Source organism: Nocardioides proteolyticus (assembly GCF_051280635.3).
In the GTDB taxonomy this organism is placed as follows: Bacteria; Actinomycetota; Actinomycetes; order Propionibacteriales; family Nocardioidaceae; genus Nocardioides.
On the sequence record NZ_JBNBPO030000034.1, the window covers coordinates 1 to 19,802 of the forward strand.

Below are 19,802 nucleotides of genomic sequence, written 5' to 3' on the forward strand. Positions count from 1 at the left end.
GAGCCTCTGTCACCCACCCCACCCCATGCCCTAGGCTGACCAGCGCAGGCACGAGGAAGCCGGTGGGAGTCCGGCACAGTCGCGCTACTGTGACACCGCTCCAGCGATGGGGTGGTGAAGTCAGACACTCGCACCTGCGCATCCATCCCATCGAACAGGGACGCACGATCCCTGAGGAGGACACATGTCGCAGTCGTCCGCTGCTCCCCTCTCTCCGACCGCCGCCGTCGAGGTCCCCGCGGTCCCGCTGCTCCAGCTGGGCACCTGGGTCGTCTTCTTCGGCCTGCTGGCGATGCTGGTGGTCTTCTTCGTCAGCGCCGGCCAGGGCGCGATCTCGTTCCCTGCGGGCAACGCGGTCCACGAGTGGGTGCACGACGCCCGCCACCTCCTCGGCTACCCCTGCCACTGAGCCACGACGTGGCCACGGCACCCGCCGCCGGGGAGAGGTCTGCCCTCACCCCGGCCGCCTTCCTGATCCGTGGGCTCGCCGCCGGCCTCGTCGCCGGCCTGATCGCGTTCGCGGTGGCGTTCGCGTTCGGTGAGCCCTACGTCGACGATGCGATCGCGCTCGAGGAGTCCGCAGCGGCCGCGGCCACCGGCGACGAGGCGACAGCAGACGACGAGCACGCCGAGCCGGGCATGGTCGAGATCTCGCGCGACGACCAGAAGAGCTGGGGTCTGCTCACCGGAACGCTCGCCATCGGCACCGCGCTCGGCGGCATGACCGCCTTGGCGGCGGCCGCCGCGGTGGGCCGGCTGCCGGGGCTCTCCGCACGCGGTACGACGGCTCTGGTCGCGCTGATCGGCTTCGTCGCCGTCGCGCTGGTCCCGTTCGCCAAGTATCCCGCGACCCCGCCGGCCGTCGGCAGCGGCGAGACGATCGGCGGCCGCACGGCGTCGTACTTCGGGCTGCTGCTCGTCTCGGTGCTCGCCGCGATCGCGATGGTCGTCCTCGCCACCCGGCTCGCTGCTCGGCTCAACGGTTGGACCGCGGCCATGCTCGCGGCCGGTGGCTACCTGGTCGTCGTGTCGGTGACCGGCTGGCTGCTGCCGACGGTCAACGAGGTGGGCGCGTTCCCGGCGGACACGCTCTGGTACTTCCGGCGCTCGGCCCTGCTCACCCTGGGAGCCCTCTGGGCGGCCATCGGCGTGACCCTCACCGTGCTCGTCGGCCGGCTGCACGACCGCGCGGCCGCGGAGGCGGAGCGACGGGCGTTCGCCGCCTCCCTGTGACGGATCGGTGAGCCGCGCTGCGGGCCTGGTCCTCGGCTACGCCGCGGACCTGCTGCTCGGCGATCCGCGGCGCGGCCACCCCGTCGCCGTCTTCGGCACGGTGGCGGCTCGGCTGGAGCGTCGGCTGTGGCGGGACAGCCGGCCCGCGGGGGTGGTGCACGTGGCCGTGCTGGTCGGCGGAGCGGTCGCGGTGGGCCTCGCAGCCGAGCGCGTACGACGCCCGGTGCCGCACACGCTCCTCACCGCCGCCGCGACGTGGGCCGTGCTCGGCGGCACCTCGCTGGACCGTGAGGGCGCCGCGGTCGACCGGCTGCTCGCCGACGACCGGCTGCCCGAGGCCCGGGTGCGGCTGACCCATCTCGTCGGGCGGGACACGACGCGGCTCGACGCGTCGGAGGTGGTCCGCGCCGCCGTGGAGTCGCTGGCCGAGAACACGTCCGACGCGGTGGTCGCGCCGCTCGTCTGGGGCGCCCTGGCGGGGGTCCCGGGGCTGCTCGGTCACCGCGCCGCCAACACCCTCGACGCGATGGTCGGGCACCGCAGCCCGCGCTACGAGCGGTTCGGCTGGGCCGCGGCACGTCTCGACGACGCGCTCAACCTCCCGGGCGCGCGGCTCACCGCCGCCCTGGCCGTCGTGCTCGGGCCCGACCACCGGGGCGCCCTGCGGGCCTGGCGGCGCGACGCGGCGGGCCACCCCAGCCCGAACGCGGGGCCCGTGGAGGCGAGCTTCGCGGGCGCGCTGGGCGTCCGGCTCGGCGGCACCAACGTCTACGGTCCACCCGACGCGCAGCGGACCGAGCACCGTGCGGTGCTGGGCGACGGCCCGCCGCCCGGTCCCGGTGACCTGGGCCGGGCGCGTCGCCTGGCGCGACGGGTGGGTTGCGGCGCCGTCACCGTCGCCGTGACCGCCGTGCTCGGCTTCCGCCGTCTGTCACGATCGCTCCATGACGAGCGATGAGGCGCACACCCGGCCGGAGGGCGTCGACGACCTGACCGTCGAGGCACTGGGCAACATCTCCGAGGCCCTGGAGGCGATCGAGATCGCCCGGGGCCACCTCTACACGTTCCACCGGCTCAGCGGCACCGCCGACTTCACCCTCGGCAAGGGCGTGCAGCAGCTCCGCGAGGCGGGACACACCGAGCTGGCCGAGCGGTTCGAGCGCGAGCTCGTCGGGCGCAACGTGCTGGAGGGCCGGTGGACCTTCCAGATCGTCGAGGAGTACGACGACGGCTACTACGACACCTTCAAGCGGCTCGAGAAGGACGCCCGCGACGCGCTGGTCGAGGGCAAGCGCCACCTCTACGAGTCCGAGCTCAAGGAGGACCGGCGCACCCACGACGGGCGCCACGGTCACGAGTTCCGCCCGGCGGACGGCGCCTGAGCGGGGCGGAAGCGGGCCGGGGAGTCAGGGGCAGAGCTCGCGGACCCACCGGTGGGCGGCACCGGCGTCGTGCACGGCCGGCACGCCCTCCGGTCCCGGCGCCCGGCGTACGACGACCACGGGGACGCCGAGCTCGTCGGCGGCCTCCAGCTTCGGCCAGGTGTAGCTGCCGCCGGAGTCCTTGGTGACGAGCACGTCGGAGCCGTGGTCGCGCATCAGGGCCAGCTCGCCGTCGAGGGAGTAGGGCCCGCGGCTGGTCACCAGCCGCCATGCCTCCGGCAGCACCAGGTCCGGCACGTCGACCACGCGCGCCAGCACCGGGCGCCCGTGCAGGCGGGGCACGAACCGTGCCAGCTCCTGGCGCCCCACGGTGAGGAAGGGCGCCCGGCCCAGCTCGCCGGCGACGTCGGCGGCCTGCTCGTGCGTGTCGACCCAGGTCCACGACGGTCGGCTCCGGTCGGCCCAGCCGGGCCGCTCCAGCCGCAGGAGCGGGACGCCTTCGGCAGCGCAGGCCGCGGCGGCGTTGCGCGTCATCCCCTGGGCGAAGGGGTGGGTCGCGTCGACCACGAGGTCGTAGTCGCGAAGGGCGGTGCGGAGCCCCGGCACCCCGCCGAAGCCGCCGATCCGGACGTCGCCGACGGGCAGCCGTGGCCGGGCCACCCGACCGGCGAGCGAGGAGGTCACCGGCACGCCGTCGGCCACGAGCAGCGCCGCGAGCTCGCGGGCCTCGGCCGTGCCGCCGAGCAGCAGCACCCTCATCCGAGCCGCCCCGTGATCGTCGGGAGCGCAGGCACGCCGTCGCTGGCGAGGGCGAGCAGCGCGTCGACGTCGAGGTGCTGTTCGACGAGGTCGGCCAGCAGGTCCAGGCGGCGGGCGCGAGCGGCGGGGAACGACGCGGTGGAGGCCACGTCGAGTGCGGCCGCGAGGTAGGCGGCGCGTGTCGGGTCGTCCTCGAGGCTGCCGTGCACCATGGTCCCGGTCACCGGACCGCGCTGCTGCTCCCCCTCGACCCGGCCGTGGTGGATCTCGTAGCCCGACGGCTCGACCAGCCTGAGCGTCTTCTCCGCGGCGAAGGTGGTGACCAGGTCGAGCAGCCCGAGACCCTCGACCGACGCACCGGCGGGCCCCTCCACTCCGTGCGGGTCGTCGATCCGGCGGCCGAGCATCTGGCAGCCGCCGCAGATGCCGAGAACGGGCCGTCCGGCAGCCGCGTGCCGGGTGATGGCCGCATCGAGCCCTCGCTCGCGCAGCCAGGCGAGGTCGGCGATCGTGGAGCGGGTGCCGGGGAGCACGACCAGGTCGGCGTCGGCGAGCCGACGCGGGTCGGAGACGAACTCCACGTCGAGGGCCGGCTCCAGTCCGAGCGCGTCGACGTCGGTGAAGTTGCTGATCCGCGGGAGCCGCACCACGGCGACCCGCCGGCCGGCCTCGGCCGCGGCGCGGCGGCCCTGCAGGTCGAGCGCGTCCTCGGAGTCGAGCCACAGGTCGGGGTGCCACGGGAGCACGCCGTACGTCGGCCGCCCGGTGCGCCGCTCGAGGTCGGCCAGGCCGGGCGCGAGCAGCGCCTCCTCGCCGCGGAACCGGTTCACCACGAACCCCGCGACCAGCCGCTGGTCCGCCGGCTCCAGCAGGGCGAGCGTGCCGTAGGCGGCCGCGAACCAGCCGCCGCGGTCGATGTCGCCCACCACGACGGTCGGGACGTCGCCGTGCCGGGCGAGGCCCAGGTTGACGTAGTCGGAGGATCGGAGGTTGATCTCCGCCGGGCTGCCCGCGCCCTCGGCGACGACGAGGTCGTAACGCGAGCGGAGGTCGTCGAAGGCGGCGAACGCCGACTCGGCGAGCCGGGCCCGGCCGTCGACCCAGCTGCGCGCCGAGACTTCGCCGTCGGGCCGGCCCATCCGCACCACGTGGCTGCGCCGGTCGCTCCCGGGCTTGAGCAGCACCGGGTTCATCGCCACCTCGGGCTCGGCTCCCGCCGCCAGCGCCTGCACCCACTGCGCGCGCCCGATCTCGCCGGCGTCCCCCGCGCCGTCGACCACGACCATCGAGTTGTTGGACATGTTCTGCGCCTTGAACGGCGCCACCTTGATCCCGCGCCGCGCGAACGCCCGACACAGCCCGGTCACCACGATGCTCTTGCCGGCGTCGGAGGTGGTGCCGGCGACGAGGAGGGCGGTCACGCGACCCGCCGCAGCAGGAACAGGTCCATCACCCAGCCCGCCTCTGCCCTGGCCGCCGCGCGCCCGGCCTCGATCTCGCCGACCACGTCGCCGACCCGCCCGCTCACCAGCCGCTCCCCCGTGCCGCCGAGGTTGGCGCCCCACCACACCTGCCAGTCGTCGAGGCCGTCGAGGTCGACGCCGGAGGTGAGCATCACGACGAGGTTGTCCTGGCCCGCCGCCACGTCGTCGCGCAGCCGTCGTGCGGTGGTCACGTGCACGGGCTGGCCGACCTCGTGCAGGACCACCCGGTGCCGCGCGGCCAGCAGCTGCGGCGCGCTGATGCCGGGCAGCACGTCGAACGGCACGCCGAGCGCCTCCACGACGCGGATCGTGCCGTCGTAGAGGGAGGGGTCGCCCCAGACCAGGAACGCGGCCACGCCGCCCCGCTCCTCCAGCACGGTGCGGTACGCCGCCAGCCGGGCGTCGTACCAGTCGGAGACGGCGCGTCCGTACCCCTCGCCGGTCAGTCCCGGCGACCGGTCGCGCTCCGGGTCGGGCACCACGACCAGCTCCACGCCGTGCCTCTCGCACACCGCGCGGCGTACGGCGAGCAGCGGGTCGTCCGCGCGCTTCTCCACCGCCACGGCGTAGTCGCACCCGCGCAGCGCCGAGGCGACCTCCGGGGTCACGTGCTGTGGCCCCATGCCGAAGCCGAGCACGCGCACCGACGCGGCGGCCGAGGCGCTCACCGACGGGCTCACCGGTCCTCCAGGTCGCCCTCGACCTCGAGGTAGGCGGCCTGCAGGTCCGCGAGGACCTCGGGGTCGGGCTCCGCCCAGAGGCCCCGCTCCGCGGCCTCGTGCAGCCGCTCGACGATGCTGCGCAGCGCCCACGGGTTGGACGTGCGGAGGAACTCCTGGTTCGTCTCGTCGAGGACGTACTCCTTCGCCAGCGACTCGTACATCCAGTCGTGCACGACCCCGGCGGTGGCGTCGAAGCCGAAGAGGTAGTCGACCGTGGCCGCCAGCTCGAAGGCGCCCTTGTAGCCGTGACGCTGCATCGCGCCGATCCAGCGCGGGTTCACCACGCGGGCCCGGAAGACCCGGTTGGTCTCCTCCTGCAGGGTCCGGGTCCGGACGGCGTCGGGGGTGGTGGAGTCGCCGACGTAGGCCTTGGGGTCGGCGCCGGTCAGCGCGCGGACGGTGGCGACCATGCCGCCGTGGTACTGGAAGTAGTCGTCGCTGTCGGCGATGTCGTGCTCGCGGGTGTCGATGTTCTTCGCGGCGACCTTGATCCGGCGGTAGTTGGTGCGCATGTCGTCGGCGGCCGGCGCCCCGTCGAGGTCGCGGCCGTAGGCGAAGCCGCCCCAGGCCGTGTAGACCTCCGCCAGGTCGGCGTCGTCGCGCCAGGTGCCGGACTCCACCGCCTGCAGGATGCCGGCGCCGTACGAACCCGGCTTGGAGCCGAAGATCCGGGTGGTCGCGCGCCGCTCGTCACCGTGCTCGGCCAGATCGGCGCGCATGTGGGCGCGGACGAAGTTCATCTCGTCCGGCTCGTCCAGCGCCGCGACCATCCGCACCGCGTCGTCGAGCATCGCCACCACGTGCGGGAAGGCGTCGCGGAAGAACCCGGAGATCCGGACGGTCACGTCGACCCGCGGCCGCCCCAGCTCCTCCAGCGGTACGACGACCAGCTCGGTCACCCGACGCGACGCCTCGTCCCACTCGGGCCGCACGCCCAGCAGCGCCAGCACCTCGGCGATGTCGTCGCCGCTGGTGCGCATCGCCGAGGTGCCCCAGACCGAGAGGCCCACGGACTCGGGATAGCGGCCCTCCTCGTCGAGGTAGCGCTGCAGCAGCGAGTCGGCCATCGCCAGGCCGGTCTGCCAGGCGAGGCGGGACGGCACGGCGCGGGGGTCGACGGTGTAGAAGTTGCGGCCGGTCGGCAGCACGTTGACCAGGCCCCGCAACGGCGATCCCGACGGCCCGGCCGGCACGAAGCCGCCGTCGAGCGCGTGCAGCACCGCGTCGAGCTCGTCGGTCGTGCGGGCGAGCCGCGGCACGACCTCGGTCGCCGCGAACCGCAGCACCGTCCGCACGTCGGCGTCGGCGTGCAGGTCGTCGACGCGCTCGGGGTCCCAGCCGGCCTTCTCCATCGCCTCGACCAGCTCGCGGGCCTGCGCCTCCACCCGGTCCACCTCGGTGGTGGGCGCGTCGGCCGCGAGACCCAGGGCGCTCCGCAGGCCGGGCACCGACCTGGCCTGCCCGCCCCAGACCTGCGCGGCGCGCAGGATGGCGAGCACGAGGTTGACCCGGGCCTCGCCGTCGGGCGCCTGCCCGAGGACGTGCAGGCCGTCGCGGATCTGGGCGTCCTTGATCTCGCACAGCCAGCCGTCGACGTGCAGCAGGAAGTCGTCGAACTCCTCGTCCTCGGGGCGGTCCTCCAGCCCGAGGTCGCGGTGCATCTGCGCTGCCTGCATGAGCGTCCAGATCTCGCCCCGGATCGCGGCCAGCTTGGCCGGGTCCATCGCCGAGATCTTGTCGTACTCCTCCAGCAGCCCCTCGAGCCGCGCGATGTCGCCGTAGCTCTCCGCGCGGGCCATCGGCGGCACCAGGTGGTCGACGATGGTCGCGTGCGCCCGGCGCTTGGCCTGCGCCCCCTCTCCCGGGTCGTTGACGAGGAAGGGGTAGATCAGCGGCAGGTTGCCGATCGCCGCGTCGGTGGCGCACGACGCCGAGAGCGCCGCATTCTTGCCGGGCAGCCACTCCATCGAGCCGTGCTTGCCGAGGTGGACCACGGCGTGCGCGCCGAAGCCGTGCTCGACCCACTTGTACGCCGCCAGGTAGTGGTGGCTCGGCGCCAGGTCGGGGTCGTGGTAGATCGCCACCGGGTTCTCCCCGAACCCGCGCGGCGGTTGGATCATCAGCACCACGTTGCCGGCCCGGATGGTCGCCAGCACGATCTCCCCGTCGTCGTTGACGAACAGCGACCCGGGCGACTCCCCCCACGCCTCGACCATCTCCTCGCGCAGGTCGGCGGGAAGGCCGGCGGTCCACGCGTCGTAGTCGGCCTTGCCGATCCGGACGTGGGCGTCGGTGAGCTGCGCCTGGGTCAGCCATTCCTCGTCCTGCCCGCCGGCGGCGATCAGCGCGTGGATCAGCGCGTCACCGGCCTCGGTGTCGTCGGCCATGGTCAGGACGCGAGCGACGTCGTTGTCCGCGCCGAGGTCGTAGCCGGCGTCGCGGAGCCGTCGCAGCAGCCGGACCGCGGAGACCGGCGTGTCGAGGCCGACGGCGTTTCCGACCCGGGAGTGCTTGGTGGGGTAGGCGCTGAGCATCAGCGCGAGCCGCTTGTCCGCGTTCGGCACGTGGCGCAGCCGGGCGTAGCCGACGGCGAGGCCGGCGACCCGGGCGCACCGCTCCGGGTCGGCGACGTACGACGGCAGGCCGGCCGGGTCGTCGGGGTCGACCTCCTTGAAGGAGAACGGAGCGGTGCTGATCCGCCCGTCGAACTCCGGGATCGCCACCTGGTTGCCGTAGTCCAGCGGGGTGACGCCGTCGTCGGAGGCCTCCCACTCGGCGCGGCTGCTGGTCAGGCACAGCCCCTGGAGGACCGGGATGTCGAGGGCGGCCATCCGCTCGACGTCCCAGGTCTCGTCGTCGCCACCCGCGCTGGCGGCGGCCGGCACGGTGCCGCCCGCGGCGAGCACGGTCACCACGAGCGCGTCGAGGTCGCCGAGGGCGTCGTAGAGCTCGTCGGGCGCGGCCCGCAGCGAGCCCGCGAACACCGGAACGGCGACGGCCTCCCCGGTTGCGTCGATCGCGTCACAGAGGGCGTGCACGAAGTCGGTGTTCCCGCTCGCGTGGTGGGCGCGGTAGAACAGCACGCCCACCCGCGCGGACGGCGGGGCCGTCGCCGTGGCCGACGTCGAGCGCGCCGGCCGCTCCAGCAGGCCCCAAGCGGGGATCACCTCCGGCGGCTCGAACCCCTCGCCGGTGAGCAGCACGGTGTCGGAGAGGAAGCGGTGCAGCTGCGCCAGGTTGCGCGGCCCGCCCTCGGCGAGGTAGCGGTGCGCGTCGGCGGCGACCCCGACGGGGACGGTCGACTCCTCCATCAGCTCCGCGCTGGGGGTCAGCTCGCCACCGAGGACCACGACCGGGCGTCCGGCGGCGCGGACCGCGGCCAGCTCGGCGTCGTACTGCTGCGGCGAGCCGAGCAGCCGCACCACGACCAGGTCGCTGCCGGCGGCGAGCGTGGTCAGGTCGGCGACCTCGCACCGCGACGGGTTCGCCCACCGGTAGTCGGCCCCGCTGGCGCGGGCCGAGAGCAGGTCGGTGTCGGACGTGGACAGAAGTGCAACCCGCACGGGCTCCTCCTCGGGGTTCTCGCCCCTCATCGGTCGGACGCGCCGCGGCCAGTGTCTGGCTCTCCCCAGCCGTCCGGGGACGGAGAGGGATCACAGTGGCGGAACCGCCCCGGGCTTGCACCGGGTTCCTGCTCCACGGGCGTGTGGGCGCTCAGCCTACGGTGATCGGTGTGAGCACGCAGCAGGCGCCCGGCCTCCAGGTCGCGGTGCACGGACATCCGAACGCCGACACCCTCCTCCTGTGGCACCCGCTGGTGCGCTCGGAGCCGGACCGGGTCGCGGCCCTGGCGACCCGGATCGCGGGCCGCGGCGGCTTCCGGGTCGTCGTGCCGCACTGGGTCGACGGTCGCGACCTGCTGCGGTCGGTGCGCTACGCGCGGGAGTCGTCGGTGCACCCGCCGGACGACCTGTCCCTGGTCGGCTACGAGGAGGCCGGTGTCGCGGCGCTCAGCCTGACGCTCCACCAGCGCCGCCTCGGGATCGGCCTGTCCCGCGCGACGTGCGTCGACGCGGTGGGCGGCGTGGACCCGATCAGCGGCCACCCGCTGCCCGAACCCGTCGCCGGCCCCGGAACCGGGGTGGCGACCAAGGTCGACATAGTCGCCGGAGCCGCCGACGACGCCGCCGCCTGGGCGCCGGCAGCCGTCGACCGCTGGCGGTCAGCCGGCTGGGAGGCGACGCTGGTGCCCGCCGATCAGTTCACCTGGCGGGTGTAGCCCTCCCAGTACGGCGCCCGCAGCTTGAACTTCTGCAGCTTGCCGGTCGCGGTCCGGGCCAGCTCGGTGCGGAACTCCACCGACGTCGGAGCCTTGTAGCCGGCCAGCCGGTCCTTGCACCAGCGGATCAGCTCCGCCTCGGTCTCGGCGCCCGGCTCGGCGTCTCCGGTGAGCACGACGAGAGCCTTGATCGTCTCGCCCCACTTCTCGCTCGGCACGCCGATCACGCAGACCTCGGCCACCGCCGGATGGGAGAACAGCGCGTCCTCGACCTCGATGGAGGAGACGTTCTCCCCGCCGGTGATGATCACGTCCTTCTTGCGGTCGGCGATCGTCAGGTACCCGTCGTCCCCGAGGAACCCACCGTCCCCGGTGTGGAACCAGCCGTCCGCGAGCGCCTTCGCCGTCTCCTCGGGCTGCTCCCAGTAGCCCTCGAGCACCACGTTGGAGCGGGCCAGCACCTCGCCGGCGCCCTCCTCGGACTGGTCGATGGCGAGCCGGACGCCCAACGCGGGTGCTCCGGCGCGGGTGAGCCGCTGCGCCCGCTCCTCGGCCGGCAGGTCGTCCCACTCGGCGCGGCTGCGGTTGAAGGTCAGCAGGGGCGAGGTCTCGGTCAGGCCGTAGATCTGGATGAACTCCCAGCCGAGCTCCTCCTGCACCCGAAGCACCGTCTTCGTCGGCGGCGGGGCGCCGGCCATGATGATCCGCACCCGGTCGCGCCCGGGGATCGGTCCGTCCCAGTCCTGCGCGGCGTCCAGCACGGCGGCCGCGACGGCGGGCGCCGCGCACATCACGGTCACGCCGTGGTCGCGGACCCGGCGCAGGATCTCGGCGCCGTCCACCTTGCGGAGCACGACGTGCTGCGCGCCGATGCCGGTCATCGCGAACGGCATGCCCCAGCCGTTGGCGTGGAACATCGGCAGCGTGTGCAGGTAGACGTCGCGGTCGCTGATCTGGGCGTGCAGCCCGAACGTCAGGGCGTTCACCCAGATGTTGCGGTGGGTGATCTGCACGCCCTTCGGCCGCGCCGTGGTGCCCGAGGTGTAGTTGATCGTGGCGGTGGCCGCCTCGTCCGGCTGCCAGTCCTTGGGCTCGGCGCCCGGGGCCGCGTAGAGCGCGTCGTCGTCGCCCAGGAGGAATTTGTGCTCGCAGGTCACCTCGGCGAGCGAGTCCTCCAGCTCCGGGTCGACGTAGAGCACGCGGGCGCCGGAGTGGTCGACGATGTACTGGACCTCGTCGGGCCGCAGCCGGAAGTTCACCGGTACCAGCACCCGTCCCCAGCCGCTCACGCCGAAGAACGAGGTCAGCAGCCGGCTGCTGTTGTGGCTGACCACCGCGACCCGCTCACCGACGCCGATGCCCAGCTCGTCGAGCCGCGCGGCCTGCCGCCGCGCCAGCTCACCCACCTGCCGGTAGGCGAGCTCTCCCTGGCTCGCCGCGGGCTGCGTCGGCTCGTCCACCACGCCGACCCGGTCGCCGTACACCTGCACGGCCCGGTCGAGGAAGTCGTTGACGCTGAACGGTACGAACACGGGGCGCCTCCTGGGATGGCCGGATGTGACTCCTGCCACTCTAGGAGCGGCTGGTTCGGACGGCCGCCCGACCCGGGACGTCGTACGACGAGCGGCGGGTCCGCTGCGCCGAGCGGCTCCGCCGCCGAAGATGAGAGACCTCTCATCCCGGGCTCACCCGTGCCCCACCATCGGGCAGGATCGTGTCCGCCATGAGCACGTTCACCAGAGCCCTCGTCGCCCTCGCCGTCGTGCTGCCGCTCGGTGGCTTCGTCGCCGGGTCGCTGGTGAGCGCGGCGAGCGACGAACCCCCGGCCCGGGCCCCGATCGAGCTCGACGACACCGCACCCTCCGCGACGCCGTCGACCGCGGCCCCCTCTCGGAGTCCTCGGGAGCGCCGGGGCCGCGACGACCGGGCCGAGGAGCGCAGCGGCGACTCCGCGGACGACAATGGCGAGGCCCCGGCCCCTCGGCCCCAGCCGGTCCCCCGTGACGACGACCGTGTCGACCGGGACGACCGGGACGACCGGGACCGCCGGGACGACCGGCAGCGCGGCGACCGAGACGACGACAGGGACGACAGGGACGACACCGACGATGACGACGAGGGGGACGACGACGGGGGTGACGGGGACGACGGGGACGACGACTGAGCGACCCCGGCGCCCCAGCATCTCGGTCCGGACGCGGATCACCCTCACCGTCGCCGTGCTCGTCGCCGCCGCCCTCGCAGGAGCCGGCGTGATCGTCCAGGTGGTCGAGCGCGGCCGGATCGAGCAGTCGGTCCAGCGCGAGGTCGAGCAGGAGCTGGAGGAGTTCGAGGCGCTGCAGCGGGAGGGCGTTGACCCGCAGACCGGCCGGCCGTTCGACGTGGAATCGCTGCTCCGCAGGTTCCTCGAGCGCAACGTGCCCGACGACGACGAGCTGCTCGTCGCCTGGTACGACGGCGAGCCGCGCTACCAGTTCCCGCAGGCCCACCAGGACGACCTCCCCCAGGACCCCGCGTTCCAGACGGCCGCCCGGCCGCTGGTCACCGCCGGCGGCTCCACGCGCATCGACACCGACCGGGGCGAGGTCCGGATCACCAGCCAGCCGGTCACCCAGGGCCGGGAGACCGGTGCCCTGCTGGTCGTGGCCTACCTGGACGAGGACCGCGCCGAGCTGCAGGACACGATGCGCACGTACGCGATCGTCGCGCTCCTCTCCCTGCTGATCGTGGCCGGCGCTGCCGCGTGGCAGTCGGGGCGGCTCCTGCGGCCCCTGCGCGTGCTGCGCGAGACGGCCGACGAGATCCGGGCCACCGACCTCTCCCGGCGCATCCCCGAGACCGGGCACGACGACCTCACGGCGCTCAGCCGCACGGTCAACGGCATGCTGGCGCGCCTGGAGGCGGCGTTCGACGGCCAGCGGCAGTTCCTCGACGACGCCGGCCACGAGCTGCGCACCCCGCTCACCGTTCTCCGAGGCCATCTCGAGCTGCTCGACTCCGCCGATCCGAGCGAGGTGGCGGAGACCAGGGCGCTGCTGCTCGACGAGGTGGACCGGATGTCGCGCCTGGTGGGCGACCTGATCCTGCTGGCGAAGAGCGACCGTCCCGACTTCCTCTCCCTCGAGCCGACCGACCCGGGCGAGCTGGTCGCGGCCGCGCTGGGCAAGTCGCGCGCGCTCGGCGACCGTGACTGGGTGCTGGACCTGCCGCCCGAGGGGCTCCCCGAGGAGCTGGTGCTCGACCGGCAGCGGATCACCCAGGCACTGCTCGCGCTCGCCGACAACGCGGTCAAGCACACCCGCCGAGGGGACCGGATCGCGGTGGGAGCCGCGGTCACGGGGACGACCTTCGCGTGCTGGGTCCACGACAGCGGGCCGGGCGTCGCCCCCGAGGATCGGAGCCGCATCTTCCAGCGCTTCGGGCGCGCCGTCGTACCCCCGGGCGACGAGGGCTTCGGCCTCGGCCTCTCCATCGTGGCCGCGATCGCGCACGCCCACGGCGGTCGGGCGTACGTCGACCCCGACGTGCCGGCCGGTTCCGGAGCGCGGTTCGTCGTGGCGGTGCCCGTCGTCCGCCCCGCCGACGGCGCTCTCCGAGACGGTGCCGAGGAGGCGCGATGGCCCGCATCCTGATCGTGGAGGACGAGCAGCGGATCGCCTCCTTCATCGCCAAGGGCCTGCGTGCCGAGGGCCACCAGACCACGGTGGCCGCCGACGGCCCCGCGGGACTGGACCACGCGCTGTCCGGCGAGTTCGACCTCGTGGTGCTCGACATCGGGCTGCCCGGCGTGGACGGCTTCGAGGTCCTCGACCAGCTGCGCGCGCAGGGCTCCCGGGTGCCGGTCATCGTGCTGACGGCGCGCGACTCGGTGGCCGACACGGTGACCGCCCTCGAGGGTGGCGCGGACGACTACATGCCCAAGCCCTTCCGGTTCGCCGAGCTCAGCGCGCGGGTGCGGCTCCGGCTGCGCCAGTCGGTCCCCGCCGACGGCGCGGGAGCCCCGGCCTCGCTCGACGCCGGAGGCGTGCGCCTGGACCTGCGGACCCGCCGCGCCACCGTGGGCGGGAGGGAGGTCGAGCTGTCGGCCCGCGAGTTCGCGCTGGCCGAGATCTTCCTCCGCAACGCCGGCCAGGTCCTCTCCCGCGAGCAGCTCCTGGATCACGTGTGGGGGTTGGACTTCGACCCCGGGTCCAACGTGGTCGACGTCTATGTCGGCTACCTGCGGAGGAAGCTCGGCGCCCGGTCGATCAGCACGGTCCGCGGGATGGGCTACCGGTTCGACCGGTGAGTCCTGCGGCCCACGGAGCCCTGCCGAACCAGGCGGCCCAGGGTCAGGGCCGCGCCTTCCAGCTCAGCCGGGGCTTCGGCAGGGCGGCCAGCTCCGGCTCGAGCGCCTCGGCGACCTCATGCGGCAGCGGCCGGTCGGCCGGGTCGGGCTCCAGCATCGCGTGGATCGCCTTCGCCACCACGGCGGGGACGTCGGGCGGCAGCTCGGCGGGCGGCACGAGCAGCTGGGGGAACCGTGCGGACGGCTCCTCGGCACCCGGGTCGCCCTCCGGGAACGGGCGGTAGCCGGCCACCGCGTGGAAGAGCGTCGACCCCAGGCCCCAGACGTCGCTCGCCGGCCCCGGCCGCCCGTACGGACCGGGCGCGGCCTGCTCGGGAGCCATGTAGGCGTCGGTGCCGATGTTGCCGGTGATCTCCGCCGCGCGCTCGGCCGACCGCGCGACCGACAGGTCGATCAGCCGGGCCGGTGCGCCCATCACGACGTTGCTCGGCTTGAGATCGAGGTGGCACACGTCGGCGTGGCGGAAGAAGTGCAGCGCGGACGCGAGGTCGATCGCGAGCGGCAGGTACTGCTGCGGCGACAGCCGCCGGTGCCTCCGGATCAGGTGCGCCAGGCTCGGCCCCTCGACGTGCTCGAGCACGAGGTGCGGCCGCTCCGCGTCCGCGTCGTGGCGCAGCCCGCGGACGACCACCGGGTGGTGCGCGACGTCGAGGGCGGTCGCCTCACGCACCATGCCGCGCAGGGTGTGCTCGTCGCCGACCTCGTCCGGGCGGACGACCTTGACCACCACCGGCCCGTAGGTGATCTCGTCGAACGCGAGATAGGCCTCGTAGGCCGAGCCACCCCCGAGCAGCCGCATCGCGGTCAGCTCGGGGGTGATCGCGTCACCCTCGGTGAATCCCCAGGACGACAGCTCCACGGCCGACCTCACCGCCGGGTGTTGTTGCGGCTGCGGTCGTTGGTGCGGTTGGCGGACCAGTCCCGCTTCTTCGGACCCTTCCCGTCATGGGTCCAGTCCCGGACCGCCCGCCCAGACCGGCTGTCGTCGCGACCGCTGCGAGCACCGGTGCGGGACCGGTCGCCGCTGTTGCCAGTGCGCGAGGCGCGGCTGCGCGTGGTGTCCACGTCACGGGCGACGACGCGGCGCGAGGCGTCGTCATCGTCGTCATCATCGTCGGAGACGAGGACGATGTCGGGCGTCTCCTCGTCCCGCTTCAGGGCCAGCTGCCGGTCACCGGCGTCGGCCGGGAAGGCCAGCAGGCTCACGGTCAGGCCCGAGGCCAGCAGACCGGCGACGCCGGTCATCGTCGCCACGAGGGGCTTCTTCTGCATGGTGGTCCTCCTCCATCGTCGACACCGGTCGGTCCGACGTCGTGGCAGAACCATCCCGACCGGGCGTGAGGTGGCCGTGAGCCCTCGATGAGAGCCCTCTCATCAGTCCGAGCAGCGACCGGAGTCAGCCGGCACCTTTCGGGTAGAGACGCGGGTAGTCGTTCGACGACGAGCGCGCGATCGCCGTCGACGGCGAGGCTCCGGCCGGTTCAGACGAGCAGCCGGTCGGAGCCGACTCCGCGTACGCGGCTGTGAGAGTCGGATCACACGTCCCCTCCCGCCGGCTGCCTCGTTGGAGGACTACTCGGGTTCTCGGGTTCCTGCACGCACCGATCTGGGACACCCAACGATGACCCCCCACGACATCGCAGCCGACCTGCTGCACCGCATCGCCCGCGGCGAGCTCCGCCCCGGGCAGCCGCTGCCCACGATCAGGCAGCTCCAGGACCGGTACGACGCCAGCCGGCACGAGGTCGGCCAGGCGCGACGGCTGCTCGTCGCGCACGGCGCCATCGAGCTGCGTCGTGGCGCGGGCGCCATCGTCCTGCCCGGAGCGGCGACCGCCCCGGGGGACCCGCTCCCGGAGCTCGAGGAGCTGCGCTCGCGGCTGGCGCGGGAGATCGACGACCTGAGGACGGTGCTCGCCGATCCGGCCGTCTGGCCCACGCCGCCGGACGACCGGTCCTGAGGGGCCGCCACCGGGAAGCCGCGTCAGGCACCGGATCGCTAGGACCCTTCGGAGATGGGTGCCTAGTCACCATGGACCATGGTCCCGCCTCCCCCGGCCAGTCTTGACGCCGGGCTCTTCACCTGCACACCACGACCGGCGACACTGCGGTAGTGGCCAATGAGAACCTGATCCGCGTCTACCTCGTCGACGACCACGAGGTCGTCCGCCGTGGCGTCGCCAGCCTCCTCGAGGCCGACCCGTCGATCCAGGTCGTCGGCCAGTCCGGCAGCGCCACGGTCGCCCTGCGCGAGATCCTCGCCCTGCGCCCCGACGTCGTCGTCCTCGACAACCACCTCCCCGACGGCAGCGGCATCGACGTCTGCCGCGAGATGCGCGCCACCGACCCCGCCATCAAGGCCCTCATCCTCACCACCTACGACGACCCCGAAGCCATCTCCGCCGCCATCCTCGCCGGCGCCTCCGGCTACGTCCTCAAACGCATCGAGGGCAACTCCCTGGTCAGCGGCATCCGCCTCGTCGCCGGCGGCCACTCCCTCATCGACCCCACCGTCGCCAGCCGCGTCGTGGAGCAGATGGAGATGCAGAAGAAGTCCCTCGACGTCATCACCGAGCTCACCCCCCAGCAACGCAAGATCTTCTTCCTCATCGCCGAAGGCATGACCAACCGCCAGATCGCCGAACAGCTCTACCTCGCCGAGAAGACCGTCAAGAACCACGTCACCGGCCTCCTCGCCCGCCTCGGCCTCCAACACCGCACCCAGGCCGCGCTCCTGGCCGTCCGCCTCACCGAGGCCCGAGGCGAGCGGGTGCCGCGGCCCGCGACCACCGCCGGCCCGGCGTCAGGCCGATCGGCTTCGCTGCAGACGGCTGTCTGAGCGCGCTCAGACCTCGACGTCGAAGTAGACGTCGTCGGAGGCGAGCCACTGGGTGCGGACGGTGCCCGCATCGTCGAAGGTGACCAGTGCGCGGTCGCGCGCGGCGTTCCACTTCAGGACCAGGCCGGGCACGGTGGTGCCCTCGACCCGTACGTGCACTTCGGCAGAGGTCTGCATGACCACCCCGTCCCGGCTCTCAGTGGCCGTCAGTGTGGCGGTCGCTTGCCTCGACACTACGCCCCGACCGGCGCCACGCCTAACGCACGACCCGATCGGGGTCCAGAATTTGCACTCGCGGTCCGGGTGGGCGCAACAGGGATCGAACCTGTGACCGCCTCGTTGTAAGCGAGGAGCTCTACCGCTGAGCTATGCGCCCCAGAAAGCCGCCTCAGCGTAGCGGAGGGGGTTCGCCCACGAGGAACCGCCGGCAGCGTGGCGCGAGGCGCCGCCGGCGAGCTTGCTCGCCCGCTTCGCGCCGGAGACACGCTCGGCCAAAAAGCGCTGAACCGCCGGCGTCTCGGGTCACCAGCGGTTCAACGAGTACGACTCTAGCCGCGGCGCGCGAGGCGGCCAACCGTTCGCGCAGATTTCGTTGAAAAATCCCCAGAACGGACTAGACAGCCGGGACCGGGTCCCCCGCGATCACGCACCGGCCGCCGCATGCAGGGCGGCGAGGTGCGCACGGAGGTCGCGCGGCTCGGTCTTGTCGTGATGGACGGCCCAGCTGACGCGGCCCGCCCTGTCCACGACGTACGACGACCGCTCGGGGCAGCCCGCGGAGGGGTCGAAGACCCCGTAGGCGCTGGAGACGGCACCGTGCGGCCAGAAGTCGCTCAGGAGCGGGAAGTTCAGGCCGTCGGCGTCGCTGAAGGCACGCAGGGCGTAGACCGGGTCGCAGGAGATGGCGAGCACCTCGGTGTCGAAGGTGAGGAACTCGTCCAGGTGCGCCCGGATGACGCCCATCTCGCCGGTGCACACGCCGCTGAAGGCGTAGGGGTAGAAGACCAGGGCCACCGCCTTCGCGCCGCGGTACGACGACAGGGTGACGTCCTGCCCGAACTGGTCGCGCAAGGTGAAGTCGGGGGCGGGGGCGCCGAGCTCGATGCCCGCCGCTGCGCTCACTCCTGCGCCTCGTGGGAGGCGAGCTCGCGCTTGAGCACCTTGCCGGTCGCGTTGCGCGGCAGCTCCTCGAGGAAGACGATCTCGCGAGGGACCTTGTAACGGGCGAGGTTCTGCCGCACCCACCCCTTCAGGTCGTCCTCGGTGACCGACGGCGCGTCGGAGCCCAGCACCACGAACGCCCGGAGCCGCTTGCCGAAGTCGTCGTCGTCCACGCCGACGGCGGCGACCTCGGCCACCGCCTCGTGGCGGGCGAGGCAGTCCTCGACCTCCTTGGGGAAGACGTTCTCGCCGCCGGAGACGATCATCTCGTCGTCGCGACCCTCGACGAAGAGGCGGCCCTCCTCGTCGAAGCGGCCGACGTCGCCGGAGGACATCAGCCCGTCGATGACCTCCTTGCCGCCACCGCCGGTGTAGCCCTCGATCTGCAGGTCGTTGCCGACGAAGATCCGACCGGGCTCCCCCTGCGGCACCTCCTTGCCGTCGGTGTCGAAGATCTTCACCACGGTCGCGTGCGGCAGCCGCCCCGCGCAGCCGGGTGACTCGCGCAGGTCCTGCGGCGTGGCGATCGAGGCCCACGCGATCTCGGTCGAGCCGTAGACGGAGTAGAGGTTGTCGCCGTACCGGTCCATCCAGCGGGTCGCGAGGTCGCCGGGCAGCGCCGACCCCGAGGAGGCGACCGCCTTCAGCTCGGGCAGGGCGTACTGGTCGAGGGTCTCCTGCGGCAGGGCGAGGATCCGCTGGAGCATGACCGGGATGACGACGAAGGAGTCGCAGCGCTCCTCACGCAGCAGGCGCAGCGCCCCTTCGGGGTCGAACTTCCGGGTGAGGACCAGGGTGGTGCCCAGCAGCATCGCCAGCTGGTAGTGGGCGAACCCCCAGGTGTGGAACAGCGGGGCGGCGACGTGGCACTTCCAGCCGCTGCGCAGCGGCATGAGCGACAGCAGCGAGACCGCGGCGGGCACCCCGCCCTGCGGACGGGGAGCGCCCTTCGGCGTGCCGGTGGTGCCGGAGGTGAGGATGATCGTGCGGCCGCTGCGGCCGGGCGGGTTCAGGTCGTGGGTCTTCCCGGCCTCGGTGGACGCGGCGATCATGCCCTCGATCGAGTCGGCGGTGGGCTCGCCGTCGGTCCACGCCAGCACACGGTCCTCGATGTCGGCGTCGGCGAGCAGGTCGGTGAACTCCTCGTCGTGCACCACGACGCGGGGCTTCTCCCGCTCGACGACGTCGGCCAGCTGCGGGCCGGCGAACGCGGTGTTGAGGTAGAGGACGTCGGCGCCGAGCTTGCTGATCGCGACCGACGCCTCGATGAAGCCGCGGTGGTTGCGGCACATCACCGCGACCCCGTCGCCGGTGCGCACGCCGCGGGCGCGCAGGGCGTGGGCGAGGCCGTTGCTGCGCGTGTGCAGCTCGGCCCAGGTGATCGAGCCCCGCTCGTCGACGATCGCGGTCCGGTCGGGCACGCGCAGCGCGAGGGTCTTGAACCCGCCGGCGGGCGTCGTGCTCCACTGCCGCAGGGCGTTGAGCAGCCCCGCGAGGACCACCGGCGAGTACGGCCGGACGATTCCCGACTCGGTGAGGATCTTCAGGCTGACGGCAGCGTCCTTGAGGCGCGTCGGGAGCGTACGCATGGGCCTA

20 protein-coding genes, 1 tRNA gene and 1 riboswitch are annotated in these 19,802 nt (G+C 73.4%); of the genes, 10 read left to right on the forward strand and 11 right to left on the reverse strand.

Annotation, left to right across the window (positions count from 1 at the left end; all coding sequences use genetic code 11):
- The first annotated feature begins 184 nt into the window (after positions 1–184).
- Genes ACPOLA_RS17125 through ACPOLA_RS17140 form a run of 4 tightly spaced genes read left to right on the forward strand, consistent with a single transcriptional unit; the run spans position 185 to position 2,615 of the window.
- Positions 185–409, forward strand: coding sequence for a CbtB domain-containing protein (locus tag ACPOLA_RS17125; protein WP_435771716.1), 225 nt, complete (start codon positions 185–187; stop codon positions 407–409).
- Positions 410–417: 8 nt separating this feature from the next.
- Positions 418–1,233, forward strand: a complete 816-nt coding sequence (locus tag ACPOLA_RS17130; RefSeq protein ID WP_435771717.1) for a CbtA family protein — start codon at positions 418–420, stop codon at positions 1,231–1,233.
- Positions 1,234–1,240: 7 nt separating this feature from the next.
- The gene (locus ACPOLA_RS17135; RefSeq protein WP_435771718.1) at positions 1,241–2,191 is read left to right on the forward strand and encodes a cobalamin biosynthesis protein; all 951 of its coding nucleotides are present in this window, start codon (positions 1,241–1,243) and stop codon (positions 2,189–2,191) included.
- Complete coding sequence (locus tag ACPOLA_RS17140; protein WP_435771719.1) at positions 2,178–2,615, forward strand: hypothetical protein; 438 nt, start codon at positions 2,178–2,180, stop codon at positions 2,613–2,615. The genes ACPOLA_RS17135 and ACPOLA_RS17140 overlap by 14 nt, the downstream gene beginning before the upstream one ends.
- Positions 2,616–2,639: 24 nt before the next feature.
- Here the strand turns inward: ACPOLA_RS17140 and ACPOLA_RS17145 are convergent, their stop codons facing one another.
- The 4 genes from ACPOLA_RS17145 to cobN form a co-directional block, all read right to left on the reverse strand.
- Positions 2,640–3,374, reverse strand: a complete 735-nt coding sequence (locus ACPOLA_RS17145; protein ID WP_435771720.1) for a cobalt-precorrin-6A reductase — start codon at positions 3,372–3,374, stop codon at positions 2,640–2,642.
- The gene (locus ACPOLA_RS17150; protein ID WP_435771721.1) at positions 3,371–4,795 is read right to left on the reverse strand and encodes a cobyric acid synthase; all 1,425 of its coding nucleotides are present in this window, start codon (positions 4,793–4,795) and stop codon (positions 3,371–3,373) included. Before ACPOLA_RS17150 ends, ACPOLA_RS17145 begins: the two co-directional genes overlap by 4 nt.
- Positions 4,792–5,538: a precorrin 6A synthase gene (locus tag ACPOLA_RS17155; RefSeq protein ID WP_435771722.1), complete on the reverse strand. Its 747-nt coding sequence runs from the start codon at positions 5,536–5,538 to the stop codon at positions 4,792–4,794. Before ACPOLA_RS17155 ends, ACPOLA_RS17150 begins: the two co-directional genes overlap by 4 nt.
- Complete coding sequence (gene cobN, locus ACPOLA_RS17160; RefSeq protein ID WP_435771723.1) at positions 5,535–9,173, reverse strand: cobaltochelatase subunit CobN; 3,639 nt, start codon at positions 9,171–9,173, stop codon at positions 5,535–5,537. Before cobN ends, ACPOLA_RS17155 begins: the two co-directional genes overlap by 4 nt.
- A riboswitch (cobalamin riboswitch) is annotated at positions 9,173–9,318 on the reverse strand. It overlaps the preceding gene by 1 nt.
- On the opposite strand from cobN, the gene ACPOLA_RS17165 reads away from it, so the two are divergent.
- A complete protein-coding gene (locus tag ACPOLA_RS17165; RefSeq protein WP_435771724.1) occupies positions 9,314–9,859 on the forward strand; it encodes a hypothetical protein in 546 nt (181 codons plus the stop codon). Its footprint overlaps the riboswitch before it by 5 nt.
- Here ACPOLA_RS17165 and ACPOLA_RS17170 read toward each other — a convergent pair.
- The gene (locus tag ACPOLA_RS17170) at positions 9,838–11,391 is read right to left on the reverse strand and encodes an AMP-binding protein (RefSeq protein WP_435771725.1); all 1,554 of its coding nucleotides are present in this window, start codon (positions 11,389–11,391) and stop codon (positions 9,838–9,840) included. The genes ACPOLA_RS17165 and ACPOLA_RS17170 overlap by 22 nt on opposite strands.
- A gap of 191 nt (positions 11,392–11,582) precedes the next feature.
- On the opposite strand from ACPOLA_RS17170, the gene ACPOLA_RS17175 reads away from it, so the two are divergent.
- The 3 genes from ACPOLA_RS17175 to ACPOLA_RS17185 are packed head-to-tail and all read left to right on the forward strand — an operon-like array spanning position 11,583 to position 14,147.
- Positions 11,583–12,023 carry a hypothetical protein gene (locus tag ACPOLA_RS17175; RefSeq protein ID WP_435771726.1) on the forward strand — a complete coding sequence of 147 codons (441 nt, stop codon included), beginning with the start codon at positions 11,583–11,585 and terminating at the stop codon, positions 12,021–12,023.
- A complete protein-coding gene (locus ACPOLA_RS17180; protein ID WP_435771727.1) occupies positions 11,995–13,491 on the forward strand; it encodes a sensor histidine kinase in 1,497 nt (498 codons plus the stop codon). Before ACPOLA_RS17175 ends, ACPOLA_RS17180 begins: the two co-directional genes overlap by 29 nt.
- Positions 13,476–14,147 (forward strand): response regulator transcription factor, encoded by a 672-nt coding sequence (locus ACPOLA_RS17185; protein ID WP_435771728.1) that lies wholly within the window; start codon positions 13,476–13,478, stop codon positions 14,145–14,147. Before ACPOLA_RS17180 ends, ACPOLA_RS17185 begins: the two co-directional genes overlap by 16 nt.
- A 43-nt stretch (positions 14,148–14,190) precedes the next feature.
- On the opposite strand, the gene ACPOLA_RS17190 is transcribed toward ACPOLA_RS17185, so the two are convergent.
- Both ACPOLA_RS17190 and ACPOLA_RS17195 read right to left on the reverse strand, forming a co-directional pair.
- Positions 14,191–15,066: a serine/threonine-protein kinase gene (locus ACPOLA_RS17190; RefSeq protein ID WP_435771729.1), complete on the reverse strand. Its 876-nt coding sequence runs from the start codon at positions 15,064–15,066 to the stop codon at positions 14,191–14,193.
- 8 nt (positions 15,067–15,074) lie between these two features.
- Entirely contained in the window at positions 15,075–15,479 is a 405-nt protein-coding gene (locus ACPOLA_RS17195; RefSeq protein WP_435771730.1) for a hypothetical protein, read from the reverse strand.
- Positions 15,480–15,828: 349 nt separating this feature from the next.
- Here ACPOLA_RS17195 and ACPOLA_RS17200 point away from each other — a divergent pair, with 349 nt between their 5' ends.
- Both ACPOLA_RS17200 and ACPOLA_RS17205 read left to right on the forward strand, forming a co-directional pair.
- Positions 15,829–16,167 (forward strand): winged helix-turn-helix domain-containing protein, encoded by a 339-nt coding sequence (locus tag ACPOLA_RS17200; protein ID WP_435771731.1) that lies wholly within the window; start codon positions 15,829–15,831, stop codon positions 16,165–16,167.
- 152 nt (positions 16,168–16,319) lie between these two features.
- A complete protein-coding gene (locus ACPOLA_RS17205) occupies positions 16,320–17,045 on the forward strand; it encodes a response regulator (protein WP_435771732.1) in 726 nt (241 codons plus the stop codon).
- Between the two features lie 6 nt (positions 17,046–17,051).
- On the opposite strand, the gene ACPOLA_RS17210 is transcribed toward ACPOLA_RS17205, so the two are convergent.
- The 4 genes from ACPOLA_RS17210 to ACPOLA_RS17225 form a co-directional block, all read right to left on the reverse strand.
- Complete coding sequence (locus ACPOLA_RS17210; RefSeq protein WP_435771733.1) at positions 17,052–17,222, reverse strand: hypothetical protein; 171 nt, start codon at positions 17,220–17,222, stop codon at positions 17,052–17,054.
- 127 nt (positions 17,223–17,349) lie between these two features.
- Positions 17,350–17,421: transfer RNA gene (locus ACPOLA_RS17215), tRNA-Val, on the reverse strand.
- Positions 17,422–17,687: 266 nt separating this feature from the next.
- On the reverse strand, positions 17,688–18,167 hold the full coding sequence (locus tag ACPOLA_RS17220; protein WP_435771734.1) for a peroxiredoxin: 480 nt from the start codon (positions 18,165–18,167) through the stop codon (positions 17,688–17,690).
- Entirely contained in the window at positions 18,164–19,795 is a 1,632-nt protein-coding gene (locus tag ACPOLA_RS17225; protein WP_435771735.1) for an AMP-binding protein, read from the reverse strand. The genes ACPOLA_RS17220 and ACPOLA_RS17225 overlap by 4 nt, the downstream gene beginning before the upstream one ends.
- Between the last annotated feature and the right edge of the window lie 7 nt (positions 19,796–19,802).